Origin of the sequence: Dictyobacter kobayashii (genome assembly GCF_003967555.1) — a bacterium.
Taxonomy (GTDB): domain Bacteria; phylum Chloroflexota; class Ktedonobacteria; order Ktedonobacterales; family Ktedonobacteraceae; genus Dictyobacter; species Dictyobacter kobayashii.
Window position 1 is genome coordinate 2,673,029 of the sequence record NZ_BIFS01000002.1, and the last position, 13,370, is coordinate 2,686,398.

Consider the following 13,370-nt stretch of genomic DNA (forward strand, 5'->3'; position numbering starts at 1 on the left):
TGTTGGCCGCATTTATAAAGCAAGTACGTTTGAGTATGGGAATAGGAAATAAAGCTGTGGTATGATACAAGGACAGATAGATAGAGAGGGGTCTGCACCATGAATTCGATCGTTGAAGCTATATTTCAGCATGCGCAGAAACAGCCAGAGCGTCCGGCCATCTTTTTTGAGCAGCAGGTTATCAGTTATGGGCAGTTGGCGGTCCGGGTCGAGCGTTTCGCACAGGCATTGCAGGCCCGAGGAATACAAGCGGGCGATCGCGTAGCCTTATTTCTCAATAATTCACCCGCCTTTATTACGGCCTATCTGGGTATCCAGCTTGCTCATGGTATTGTGGTGCTGGTAAACAATCAGTATCGCAAGGTTGAACTGAGCCATATTCTCCAGGATGCAGGCGTGCGCTTGTGTGTCACCAGTGCCGCCGGGGCAGCTGAGATATTGCCACTGACGATCACGTCCCTGCATACCCTGGTGCTCATCGATGAACCAACCACAGCTGGCGCGATCGAACAGCTTTCTCTCTCTGACTTTCTACGCAGCGCAGACAATGAACATAGGCAGCATTCAATAACGTTGCCCCAGGCCGATGATCCCGCTGTTATCGGCTATACCTCCGGCACCACAGGACGCTCAAAAGGGGCTTTATTGCTGCATCGCAACCTGCTCGCTAACAGCGTCGCCGTTACCAGCGCATGGCACTGGACTGAGCGTGATCGCCTCCTGCTGACCTTGCCCCTCTTTCATACGCATGGCCTGATGGTTGGTATCCATGGAACGTTGCTGACAGGTGCCAGCGTCATTTTGCGGCAGAAATTTGAAGCCGCCGAGGTCCTGGCTTCTTTACAAAGCAATGAGGATATTACGCTGTTCTTTGGCGTTCCGACCATGTACAGCCGTTTACTGGCCGAAATTGAGCTCCAGGGGATTAAGCCCCGGCAGCTACGGCTCTTCGTCTCTGGCTCGGCTCCCTTAAGTCCGCAGGTATTTAATGAATTCGAGCGTGTATTTGGGCAACGCATTCTTGAGCGCTACGGCATGACAGAGACAATCATGAATCTAACGAATCCTTATGAAGGCGAGCGGCGTGCAGGTACCGTGGGGGCCCCCTTCCCTGGTCAGGAAGCACGTATTGTGGATGTACAGACGCGTCGACCGCTAGCCGCTGAAGAGATTGGCGAGATCGAGGTACGCGGTCCGCATGTGTTTACGGGATACTGGCAGAGGCCGGACGCAACCTCGGAGGCTTTTGATGCTGCTGGCTGGTTTAAAACTGGCGATCTAGGTTGGTATAGCCAGGACGGCTATTATACGATTACGGGTCGTGCCAGAGAGTTGATTATCAGTGGCGGCTATAATATCTATCCACGTGAAATCGAGGATGTCCTCGAAGCACATCCAGATGTAGCCGAAGCGGCAGTAGTAGGATTACCAGATGCTGATATGGGTGAAAAGGTGGTGGCCGTCATTGTACCCACGGCTGGCCGTGAGCCGCAAACTGCAGAAATTATCGCTTTTTGTCGCGAGCAACTGGCCAGCTATAAAAAGCCACGCCAGATAGTCGTTGCTGCTTCATTGCCGCGTAACGCGCTGGGCAAAGTTCAAAAACATATTCTGACCACACAGCTACAATCCTCTTAAGGGTGAATGAACTTCACGCTTTTGAGAGCAGCTAGAAACGCTATGAATGCTGTGGATTATGCCGCTTTGCTCTTCCACTTAAATCGTGAGTAGATGATTAGAGAGCTGCTTCTTTAAGGTTTTTATGCTTGTCTGATCCTGGTCCAAACAATTTCCTGGAGTATGTGTCAACGTGCAATAGTGGCAATGGCGGCTAATAGATTGACAGTCTTCGCAGACGTCAACTATTTTTCGATAAGTATGAAATCCCTCCAATACATGAATAGGCGTTTTATTGAGATTATGCCTGTTGCCGCAATAATGGCACCATCTAAAAATGTACTTCAATTTACTACTCCAAATTTTATTTAACTGCTCGAATGAAAATATTTCAATTGTAATACGTACCGGCAGTCAATAGCATATACAATATATATTGATTACTTACTTCTGATGAATGCCCTGTGTTGTATATTCTTGATCTGTAATCTCGTATTCATCTTGCTTGCTTGAAATATATAAAGTGTATAGAGTAGTGGAAGCCTCTTCACTACTCACTTCATACGGAAAATGCTATAGAAAATTTACATATGGAATTGTTAAATAGCTCAAAAATAGCAGTAGATCTGTAACGTTAGTGCCTGCATAGCTCGTGTATGGATAGAGCAATTGACAAGAAATATAAGCTAGTCTTTGTATTTTATTAATTTATAATCGGATAAAATAGCTGATCAAGCTCATGAATCTGAATGTGGAACGAGGATGTTTTGGCGCGAGGAGGCTAAAAATAAATGACACGCTGGCTCTATATATTATTACTGGCGGTTCCCATGGCAATTGTGGCTGAGAATTTGCATGCCTCTGCCCTGACCGTTTTTGTATTGGCCTCTCTGGGATTGATACCGCTGGCAGGCTTAATTGGTATCTCAACTGAAGCGCTGGCCGAGCGCATGGGGCATCGCATTGGCGGCCTGCTCAATGCCACTTTTGGCAATGCCGCCGAAATCATTATTGGCCTGGTGGCTTTATCGGCGGGTTTACCTCAGATCGTGCGGGCATCGCTGGCTGGGTCAATCATTGGCAATACCTTACTGGTGCTAGGGATGTCAATGTTTTTTGGTGGCTGGAAATATCGGGAGCAACAATTTAGTTCACGCGCGACTGGTCAATATGCAGCTATGCTGGTATTGGCCGTCATTGGTATGGCAATCCCTTCATTACTGGCAACCGTGGGTGAGAGCACACGCCCTGGCGATCAGGTCGTGAGTGGCAATCATTTACACCAGGCCAGTATTGGTATTGCTATTATATTGCTGATTTGCTATGTCGCCTACATCGCATATTCAATTTTTGGATTACATGCGGCCCAGGATGACCTGTTGATAAATCCTACCGATGAGTTGCGCGAGGAAGAAGAGATGCGGCAACTACAAGATATTGAAGCTACAATATCTAGCCAAGGGACGGCAGCAGCCGCGCACAAAGCAAGTCTGTGGACCCTTTTAGGCATAAAATGGAAAACTACCATATGGTTTCCCATCGCCGCCTTAGCGCTGGCGACAGCGATTACCGCTGTCTTGAGCGAGATCCTGGTCGGCGCTATTGACCCATTAACGCACCAGGTTGGACTCAATGCATTTTTTGTCGGCTTGATCATTTTGCCGCTGGTCGGTAATGCGGCCGAGCATTTTTCTGCCGTTTCCTCGGCCACCCAGAATCATATGGAGGTCTCGATGGCCATCACGGCAGGCTCATCGATCCAGATCGCCTTATTGGTTGCGCCCCTGCTGGTATTGGCCGGACCAATTGTAGGGGTACCCCTGGACCTCAATTTTTCCCTATTGGAGGTTGCCATGTTTGCCCTGGTTGCCGGTTTGTATACCGTCATCAGCCTGGACGGCTTATCCACATGGCTGGAAGGACTCCTGCTCTGTGCGTTTTACCTGATCCTGGCGGTTGGCACATTTTTCACGCCCGGCTAGATGCCTCTTATTCATGGATATGATCATAAAGCAACAATAACAACGATGCGCATAGGTTCGTGTGGGGAGGGTAAAAGGGGGGAGCAAGCCCCGCAGGAACGTTTCGTTTTTTTGGGGCTTGCCAATCTCTCAGGTTCTAAAAGTAGTGGTCGCGCAGGCTGCCATCATAGCGTCCACTTTGACGACAGCATCGCTTGAAAGCGGTATCCTGAGCCACAGGGGCAAAGGTCTTCTTTGCCCAGCTTCTCGTGCAGTTCTTTGTCACCATGAATGATGCGTACACCACGTTTGACGGCCTGTTCCGATGGATAACCTTTCCTGCGTTTACTCATCGGCTCAAAAGCAAAAGGAGCCTCTCTGCTGCTGATTGGTATTTTTCATATCGCACCTCCTATTTTTGATTGAAATGCTAGTCTTGCGGAGATTATTATAACATTGGCGTATTTAGCTGTCTACAGGATTTATTGGTAGTCCAGGGCTTTCTCATGTTTCTCTTTGGCGCCTGCGGCGCCGGGTGTGGAGTGTATGTTGTTCTCAGCGTTGGCTATTTACTTTCATTGATAGATCATCCATAATCTTTTATATCCCTGAGCTATGCTACCCGGCTAGCCTGTGGCTATTATTGATAAATTAAGTAATTGAAGATATAAAGGGTTTTGGGCTGATGTTAGAAGAAAAAAGTGATATCCAGGATCGCGCGGATATTGCCCGGCTGATTCGTGCTTTTTATACACATGCCATGCAAGACGAATTGATTGGTACTTTCTTTACGGAGGTTGCCGCGATCAATCTCGAAGAGCATCTACCAGTCATGTATGATTTCTGGGAAAATATGTTGTTTCAGACTGGTGCATATCATGGGGGGATGATGCAGAAGCACCTGGCTCTGGATCAGAAGAAGAAGTTGAGTCCGGCACACTTTGAGCGCTGGCTGACACTGTTTGAGAGCGAAGTCGATCGCCAATTTCAGGGTCCAAAAGCTGAAGAGGCCAAGAAACGGGCCCGCTCGATTGCACCTTCGATGCAGATCAAAATGAATCGCTTCTTTTTACCAATGTCCTGGTTCGAACAGTAAAAAGCATACATAAAAGAACTGCAGGCCCCACATTCATGGAGCCTGCAAGGAACAGCGTGGGTATTATGTTAAAATCATACCTACCGCGATGGGGGCCGATGGCGTTCCCAGTGAGCCATCCGCGAATTGGGCCGCTATAATAACCTGCAGCTGTGCTGCCAGCAAGTAATCTTCTTGCTCTATGCGGTCTGTCTCACAGCTTCCAATACCGGTGGCGATCGAAAGTCGCCATTGAGGCTCGCTGGTTGGGTGAGGTGTAGCACTGACCCCTTCTGCGGTTGCGTAGTACACCAGGTAACGGCTAGCGGCGGGTATAGGTTCCCAGCTTAGCTGCCAGTAGGTGGTCCACCCCTCTACCCCATTATGATGTACCGTTGGCGTGGTATAGATCTTTGCTCGCAGTCCGGCGAGGGTAGCGTTGTGACCTGCGCCCGGCTCATTATGAGATGATGTTACCATTCTACCGCTCCAAATTGTTGATTGTTGAGGTAGACCACGTGATCAGAAATAACCGTACCAGGGGCCAGCTCAGAGTTAATGACAGCGCTTTTCACGCCAATAATGGATCCTTGCCCGATCAGCGAACCGAAGACAAGCGCCTGCTCATGCAATATCACATCATCTTCAATCACCGTCGGCTTATTGCCGGGCTGCCGCACCCCTCCGTGGACTATGGCATGATTGCCATAACTGATATTGTTGCCGACCTGTAAGTCTGTATGTTCAAGCGCATGGAAAATGACATTATCGCCCATATAGTGTATGTGGCCTATATTGAAAGGCTCCCCTTCGTCTGCGCGTAGCGAAATACCATCCAGCATCGCAGCATCGGCAGCGTGCAGGGTATCGGCCAGGTTGACGGCACCAATGATGCGATTTCGAAAAGCGGGCAGGCTGGTCGCGATCTTATCGAATGTTGGCAGATGACGAGTCGGATTGAAATGGCTAAAGCCTGGATTATAGTTGATGCCCTCGATGTTGGACGCTTTTTCGCGGAAGAGTTTAGTATAAGTATGGGCGAAGCTGGTATTCACCTCTAGAACGGCTTCATTAAAGGCGATATCCGCCTCTGTAATCATGCGCACCTTACCCAGGGCGACATTGTCAGCTTCTTGCTGGCTGGTCACGTTCTTACCAGCCAGGACGACATAGCCACTGCGTAGTCTTACGCCAGGGCCCACGCGAGCCAATTGAGAGACAACTGTGTTTCGTTCCAGGATGGCACCATCTACTTCAGCACCAAAGCTCAAGAAGGTGGCCTGATTTCCACTGCCTTCACCTATATGTGCTGGCCCTTTGATTGTTACCCCATGAGCCAGAATACAGCGTGTCGCGATTTGGACTCCCGCCGCTGCATGCAGTCCAAGGCTTTTCATAGCTTGCTCTGCTGCCGCAGCGCGCTCCTGACAGGCGATGATCACCACATTATCCTGAATATTTGAGGCTGATCCAATCTGAATAGGTGCCTCGTCCGCCTGGAGTTGTGCGAAGGGGGCAACGTAGATCTGTGCTCCAAGCTTGATATTTTTCTCTCCCAGGAGGAGCGCCGTTGGATCAATAAAGGTGGCTGTCTCAAGGGGAGCTGTCCGGGGATAAATGGGTCGATTAAGCTGAGCCTGCGATGCTCCACCATCACGTACTAATTGTTTGGCTAAGAAGAAGCGGGGTAGTAGCGGGAAACTGAGACTGAGTAGCGATATTTGTTTCAAGAGACTGCGTCGGGTTGCCTGTGGCATGAGCTTCTCTCCTATCTACACGCTCTCAGAGCGGTCTGGCAATTTAAAGACCTGTTTTTCGCTGGTAAAGCTGCATGGTTTTATTTTGCGTTCAAAAAATTAATAATTGTATTTATATTATACTGGATGCTTCACCTATAATAACGAAATTTGTTGCGAGTGTGTCACAAAAATTTGTGTTTTTGTTTGTTTCTTTGTGTACGTGCGCATTCGCGCCCGATCATTTTTATTATATATTGCAGCACCTGCGCAAATGCGCAGGTGCTGCAATATATAATAAAAATGATCGTATTCCAGGTGAGGAGAGTGTGGTGGGCGGCCGCGACCGCCCACCACACTCTCCTCACTCCCAACCCGGCGCCGCAGGCGCCAAAGAGGAGCATGAAAAAACCTGCAGGGAGTGGAGAAAAACTTGACTTATGTTCAAATTTGACTTATATTCAAATGTAGATGATGTGATTGATCACAGGTGTGTGGGCAGATTGAAATACATGGGAGCTGATATGGTGCGAGAGCGTATTTCACGGCGCCAACGACTGATCGAGGTTGGGGCAGATCTGTTTTGCGATCAATCATATGAAGAGGTGGCGATTGATGATATCGCTAGCTCTGCCGGTATCTCCAAAGGCCTCCTGTATTACTATTTTCCAACCAAGCATGATTTTTATATTGCCATTGTAGAGTATGCCGCAGCGCAACTGCTGGCCGCAACAGAAGCGGATGCGACCCTGGAACCGATGGAACGCCTGCGTACAAGTTTGGAGGCATATTATGCCTATGTTGAGCGCCATGCCAAAGCCTATGTTTCTCTGTTGCGAGGCGGGGTTGGTGTGGATGAGCAGGTCGCGGCCATCATTGATATGGTTCGCCAGACCTATATACAGGGCATCCTACAGAGCTTTGCACAGGAAACGCAAGCTTCCGCTCTATCCGCTATCGCTGTCAGGGGCTGGGTTGGCTTTGTGGAAGCAACGAGTATCGCCTGGCTTGAGCAGCGCAGTATTAGTCGGCAAGCCCTGTGTGACCTGGCAATGACTGCTTTTACCCTTGTTGTCCCGCATGATCAGAGCTAATTATCTTTTCATAATAATGTTTGATTGATTGTCTCCTCCACAAGGATGCGATTCAGAATATTGGAGGGTACTACGATGTTTCACGTTCGAGCGAGCAGAGGAGCTCGCAAGTCACTGGCTGGTGATAGTTATCCTAACATCGGTTTTGTTGAACGATCCGAGGGTGACAACCTGGTTCCGCATACCCATATCGCGATTTTAGGTACCGGCTTTTCCGGTCTGGGAATTGCCATCCAGTTGAAGAAACGCGGTTACAACGATTTTGTAATTTTTGAGCGAGCCGAGGATATTGGAGGGACATGGCGCGACAATACTTATCCCGGTTGCGCTTGCGATATTCCATCCTTGCTCTACTCCTTTTCGTTTGCTCCCAATCCCAATTGGAGCCGTATGTATCCCCAGCAGAAAGAGATTCAGAATTATCTGCGCCGCTGTGCGAGGCGTTTTGGGATTCTGCCGCATATTCGCTGGAAAAGCGAACTGGTGGAGGCGGCGTGGAGTGAAGTTGAGCAGCGCTGGCATATCACTACCAGCCAGGAGCATTTTACCGCCGATGTCTTTATTTGTGGCAATGGACCACTGAATGAACCGTCGCTGCCGATTATTCCTGGTATTGAGCAATTCGAAGGTACAATTTTTCATTCCGCGCAATGGCGGCATGACTACGATCTGACAGGGAAGCGTGTTGCCGTAATTGGAACCGGGGCCTCGGCGATCCAATTTGTGCCACAGATCCAGCCGAAGGTTGAGCACCTGACGATCTTCCAACGCACACCGCCCTGGATTGTGCCGCGCCTGGATCATCCTATCCCCGAACAGAGACAACGGCTCTATCGTCTCTTTCCTCCCGCGCAGCAACTGGCCCGCACCAGGATCTACCTGCGCAATGAATTGACCGCGCTTGGACTGGTCTATCGTCCAGAAATGATGAAGACGGGTATCGGTTTTGCGCAAGAGCACCTGGCACGCCAGGTACCTGATCCCGTGTTGCGAGAGAAGTTGACCCCTCATTATGCGATGGGTGCAAGCGTATCCTGGTTTCAGATGACTTTTATCCGGCGGTAAGCCAACCTAATGTAGAGTTGATTACCGAGCGTATTCGCGAAATCAGGGCACATAGTGTGGTTACCGAAGATGGCCAGGAGCATGAGGTCGATACAATCATTTGCGGGACCGGTTTCCATGTCACCGATGCTCCTTTTCCACAGCATGTGCGCGGACGCCACAACCAGACATTGGCCGAGAAGTGGAAACCCAATCCGACGGCGTATCTAGGCACTACCATCGTGGACTTCCCCAACCTCTTCTTGCTGATCGGCCCTTATACCGGCCTGGGCCATAACTCGATGATCTACATGATCGAATCGCAAATTAACTATATATTGGATTGCCTGCGCAAAATGGAGCGGCGCAAGGTCCAGGCTGTGGAGGTTCAATCGGAGGCGCAGGCCGCCTTTGATGACGAGATGCAGCGGCGCATGCAGGGAACCGCCTGGACCTCTGGTTGTGATAGCTGGTACCTGAATTCTACCGGTCGCAACACCACGATCTGGCCCGGCTTTACTTTTGAATTCCGCTATCGAACACGGCGCTTTGATTGGCAGCACTATTCGCATGTGGCGCGCAATAGTGTCGCGCAGCCCCGAACCGATACCCAACCTGTTGGCTGACCAGATCCCGACTGACCTGTATAGGCTGCTTATCCGCTAATGGTGGGCAGTCTATACAAAGTAGAAGGGGTCAGAAGTGGTGTGATTGATATATTCTACACTTACATGTCTGGCCGCTGTTTGGCATATGAGTTAAATGGCGCAGACAGGTTTTTACAGCAATGATGCTCAGGAGTGTGTAAAGATGAAAATTCAGCCTGGAAATGTTGCCGTGATCACCGGCGCGGGTAGCGGCATTGGACGAGCTTTGGCCCTTAATCTAGCTTCTAAAGGATGTATTTTGGCCCTGGCCGACAAAAATTCCAGGGGCCTGGAAGAAACTGCTGGCATGATCTCTACCACGTGCTCCACGCATGTACTGGATGTGGCCGATAAAGATGCTGTGCAGGACTTCGCCACCGCCGTGATTGAGCAGCATGGGAAGGTCGATATTTTAATCAATAATGCTGGAGTGGCATTGGGCGGGACCGTAGAACAGGTCTCGATTGATCAGATTGCCTGGCTCTTCGATATTAATTTCTGGGGTGTGGTTCATGGGGTCAAGGCATTCCTGCCTGTGCTGAAGCAGCAGCCTGAGGCGCATATTGTTAATCTATCCAGTGTCTTCGGACTTTTTGCTGTGCCAGGTCAGGCCGCGTATTGCGCCAGTAAATTTGCCGTCCGTGGTTTTACCGAGACACTGCGCCAGGAATTAGCACGTACCGCGATCAAAGTCAGCTGTGTCCATCCTGGAGGCATCAAGACCAATATTGCGCGCAATGCTCGCTTTGATGCGATGACCGAGAAAGAGCAACAACGAGGACGCGCTTATTTTGAACGTGTCTTGACCATGCCGCCGGAGCGGGCCGCCGACATTATTGTGCGGGGTATCGAGCGCAATGCGCCGCGTATCCTTATCGGGCGAGAAGCCTATATTATGGATTTTGCCCAGCGCCTCTCACCCAGAAATTATCCATCGGTAATCAAGCTATTTAGTCGCCTGATGCCTTAATACTTAGTCTGATGCCTTAAAAGAACTATTCGCGTAAATGAAATAAATGTAAACATCGTATGCAAGGAGGCTGCTTTATGTCGAGCTGGCAGGCACAGCTGATCACGCTGCTGTTGAAGCAAAATGTCAAGCGACACTTTCGGAGGCCGGTAGAGGTGGCGCAATTTCGCCGCCGCTTGAATGCGCAGCAACGCGTAGCTGTCCCTGCGGGCTGGCAGCTAAAGATCGTCGAGCGCGCCGGTTTTCATGATGAGTGGATTGAACCACTTGCATCGGCTCAAACATCCCAACCTGATCCACTTCTTCTCTATCTCCATGGTGGCGGCTATATCGCCTGTTCGCCGCGCACCCATCGCTCCCTCACCGTTGCCCTGGCTGTACAAAGTCGCATGCGTTGTCTAAGTCTGGACTATCCCCTGGCACCAGAGCATCCTTTTCCAGCGGCCCTGGAGGCTACTATTGCCGTGTATCAACAGCTGCTCGCTGGCGGAGAAGTACCTGAACGTATCGTGCTGGCAGGCGACTCGGCTGGTGGGGGATTGGCCCTGGCGACACTGTTGAAGTTGCGCGAACTGGCGCTGCCGCTGCCAGCGGGGGCGGCCCTCTTCTCGCCCCTGACCGACCTGGCAGCTACCGGCGCCTCCCTGCAAGAGAATGAAAAAAGCGACGCCTTCTTTTTTGCCCGCATGATCCCTGATGGCGCACGTTTCTATCTAGGGGACAACTCTTCTGATGTGACCAATCCTCTGGCTTCTCCATTATATGCCGACCTGAGCGGTTTGCCGCCGCTCCTGGTGCATGCCAGTGATAGCGAACTGCTGCGGGACGATGCCGTGCGGCTGGTTGAACGTGCACGCCAGCAAGGAGTCACCGTTGAGAGCCAGCTCTGGAGCAAACTGCCACATGTCTGGCAACTCTTTACTCCATTTATGCCTGAAGCACGGGCCTCAATCGCCAGCACCGCTACCTTTCTCCAGGCCTGCGTAGTCGATGTGCCCGTTGTGAGTTCCTGAACAAAGTGTCAGGATAGGAGGAGCTTTTATTGGCTCCTCCTATCCTGGCAGGTTTATTTTCAGCCGATTAAACAGGTGTACTGATTGAGCTCTCTTGTGTCTTCGTGTCCTCTAATTGATCTGTGGCATTGGTTGCCAGCACACGTCCTACCAGGGCCAGCCAGAGAGGTAACAGGACGAGTGAAGGTAACAGGATGAGAAATGCCAGTGGCACAAAAGCAATAAATGAATAGAAGACCAGGTCAACTGCGAGTATGATGCCGATAACACGGATCGCGCCCTGCATCTGCCAGGAGGCTGCGATGATCCAGAGGGCCGCCGAAATATGACCACCATAGCGTAGCGGTAGATAGCTGCTCTGCGGAGTGCCATTGAGCTGCATAATATTGGTGGCAATATCGATTACCAGCCAGCCATAGCCTGCGTAGCGTGCCCAGCGTGGCGCTGGAAGGGCTTCAAGGACAGGAAAGAGGCAGAGATGTTCGGCAACCGCCAGCAGAGCCATCAGTTCAGCGACGATCGGGAATGTAAGGCCGGTGGCATCGCGCAAGACAGGAACAAAATAGGTGAAGAGGTGGATAGCAAAAAGAATAGCTGCTATATAAGCAAATAAAGCGGCCTTTGGGGTGCGGAATGTGCTAGATACTGCAGACATACGATTTTCCTCTCAATTATTATAATAAAATCTTTGTCAGAATAATAGCTTATGCTATCGCGCATGACCTGCAAGAATTATATATTATTTACCGCTTCTCAAACGTTTCTTATAAATACAAATTTTATCCTTTCATGCTTGCCTATTCTCCCTCATTATTCAGAGAAACAATTCTGGATGAGCGTATAAAGACCACGTTTCATCTTAGCGAGTTGTGTTTTCTGCTCATGTGTATACACGGTCGCATCCCAATTACCTATGGGCACTAAGATCAAGAGCCATGCCGCCATTCTAGGAATAACAGATTTTCCTTTCCAGCACTCATTTAGCTCTTTGAGAGCGTGTATAAGCTCTTCAAATGCCTCCACATCGATGGTCCCAAAACGTAGTTCAAGCGTAAAGCTTCGTAATCCCATCGTATGCATTGCTATATCATGGATAATCAGGTCCTCAGGATAATAGAATGAATTTAATTCATTGAGTGCATTGCTAAACCATACAAATAGATTAGCGTGTAATAGATGCAATGTTAGTGGTGGCACTGGTGGATGTTGCAACAATTCCTCAAGGCGAGGTGCGATCCTCCACATGAGATCGATTTGCCATTTGGGAAGTTCATGTCTTCCTTCCCAGGAGCTTTGCACCTCCGCCAATGCTTTTTGGATCGCTTGCAGTTCCTGGCACGTTTGCGGCTTATTTCCTGGATGAACCTGTATAGGTTTGCCGTGATCTATCTGGTCAAGTAAACCTCCGGGTTCAATAAAATGTTGTCGAAGAACCCTCCAGGCCTCCTCTTCTGCGTAGAGAGCAGATACATCCTTCAACTCAAGCCCTCTTTGTTCTTGGAGAACTTCCTGCTTTTCATGTTCATGCTCACAGGTTGCTTCTTGCAAACTTTCTTGAGTCTGTTGATACACCATGTGTTTTATGACAGCCAACTCCTGGCGCTGTATTTTTGAAAATCGCTCAGATGACCACGGCAAGTACACACTCGCAAATAGTGCACGACAAGCCAATACAGAAATCTCTTGCTTGCTGTCCCACACCTTTTCCAAATTTTTCATACGCATCAAAAGATCATGAAAAAATCGTGTCTCAATACTTCCCTTTTGCAAACTCTCTCCAAACGAAACGCCACCCAATAGATGCTGAAGCAGAAGGCCCATCGCCTCAGCTTCGCGTAGAAAGCTTCTTGAAGACCCAAAGACTTCGTCTATCCAGGACCTCACCAGCGTATGCCAGAAACGCAACTCAGGTTCATGGGTTCGCTCATGTTCCAACGCCTCATCCAGCTGAGATACAATTCTCCAAAGGATCTGTACTTGCTCACGAGGAAAGGCGCTTCGACACATCCAATCATCTTTTATAATGGCAAGTGCATTCTCAACCTCCCCTATCAATGCCTGATTGGGTGTTTGGCTCGCTTCAAAATGGCTTAACAATCCAGCAGAGCCAAGAAAATAATCGTACAACACCTTCCAGGCCTCATTTATAGTAAGGAAGGGTGATGGCTTATCATCCAACGAACCGCTAAATGACATAAAAAGGCTCCTATACA

12 protein-coding genes are annotated in these 13,370 nt (G+C 49.6%); 8 read left to right on the forward strand and 4 right to left on the reverse strand.

The annotated features are described in order from the left end of the window. Positions 1–99: 99 nt before the first annotated feature. The 3 genes from EL645_RS38185 (at position 100) to EL645_RS38200 (ending at position 4,674) form a co-directional block, all read left to right on the forward strand. Positions 100–1,638, forward strand: a complete 1,539-nt coding sequence (locus tag EL645_RS38185; RefSeq protein WP_126557593.1) for an acyl-CoA synthetase — start codon at positions 100–102, stop codon at positions 1,636–1,638. Between the two features lie 770 nt (positions 1,639–2,408). Next, entirely contained in the window at positions 2,409–3,599 is a 1,191-nt protein-coding gene (gene cax / locus EL645_RS38190) for a calcium/proton exchanger (protein WP_126557594.1), read from the forward strand. 664 nt (positions 3,600–4,263) lie between these two features. After that, complete coding sequence (locus EL645_RS38200; RefSeq protein ID WP_126557596.1) at positions 4,264–4,674, forward strand: group III truncated hemoglobin; 411 nt, start codon at positions 4,264–4,266, stop codon at positions 4,672–4,674. A 63-nt stretch (positions 4,675–4,737) separates the two neighbouring features. On the opposite strand, the gene EL645_RS38205 is transcribed toward EL645_RS38200, so the two are convergent. Beyond that, positions 4,738–5,133 (reverse strand): hypothetical protein, encoded by a 396-nt coding sequence (locus EL645_RS38205; RefSeq protein ID WP_126557597.1) that lies wholly within the window; start codon positions 5,131–5,133, stop codon positions 4,738–4,740. Beyond that, on the reverse strand, positions 5,127–6,410 hold the full coding sequence (locus tag EL645_RS38210) for an LbetaH domain-containing protein (protein WP_126557598.1): 1,284 nt from the start codon (positions 6,408–6,410) through the stop codon (positions 5,127–5,129). Before EL645_RS38210 ends, EL645_RS38205 begins: the two co-directional genes overlap by 7 nt. A 503-nt stretch (positions 6,411–6,913) precedes the next feature. On the opposite strand from EL645_RS38210, the gene EL645_RS38215 reads away from it, so the two are divergent. From EL645_RS38215 to EL645_RS38230, 5 genes are all read left to right on the forward strand, one after another. Further along, complete coding sequence (locus EL645_RS38215; protein WP_161978039.1) at positions 6,914–7,483, forward strand: TetR/AcrR family transcriptional regulator; 570 nt, start codon at positions 6,914–6,916, stop codon at positions 7,481–7,483. Positions 7,484–7,558: 75 nt separating this feature from the next. After that, positions 7,559–8,548: a flavin-containing monooxygenase gene (locus tag EL645_RS42080; protein ID WP_218032279.1), complete on the forward strand. Its 990-nt coding sequence runs from the start codon at positions 7,559–7,561 to the stop codon at positions 8,546–8,548. Positions 8,549–8,604: 56 nt separating this feature from the next. Then, on the forward strand, positions 8,605–9,153 hold the full coding sequence (locus EL645_RS42085; RefSeq protein ID WP_218032280.1) for an NAD(P)/FAD-dependent oxidoreductase: 549 nt from the start codon (positions 8,605–8,607) through the stop codon (positions 9,151–9,153). Between the two features lie 184 nt (positions 9,154–9,337). Continuing rightward, positions 9,338–10,144, forward strand: coding sequence for an SDR family NAD(P)-dependent oxidoreductase (locus EL645_RS38225; RefSeq protein ID WP_126557600.1), 807 nt, complete (start codon positions 9,338–9,340; stop codon positions 10,142–10,144). A gap of 77 nt (positions 10,145–10,221) precedes the next feature. After that, entirely contained in the window at positions 10,222–11,157 is a 936-nt protein-coding gene (locus EL645_RS38230; protein ID WP_126557601.1) for an alpha/beta hydrolase, read from the forward strand. A 67-nt stretch (positions 11,158–11,224) separates the two neighbouring features. Here the strand turns inward: EL645_RS38230 and EL645_RS38235 are convergent, their stop codons facing one another. After that, complete coding sequence (locus EL645_RS38235) at positions 11,225–11,812, reverse strand: hypothetical protein (RefSeq protein WP_126557602.1); 588 nt, start codon at positions 11,810–11,812, stop codon at positions 11,225–11,227. A 155-nt stretch (positions 11,813–11,967) separates the two neighbouring features. Beyond that, on the reverse strand, positions 11,968–13,353 hold the full coding sequence (locus tag EL645_RS38240; protein ID WP_126557603.1) for a hypothetical protein: 1,386 nt from the start codon (positions 13,351–13,353) through the stop codon (positions 11,968–11,970). Positions 13,354–13,370: the final 17 nt, after the last annotated feature.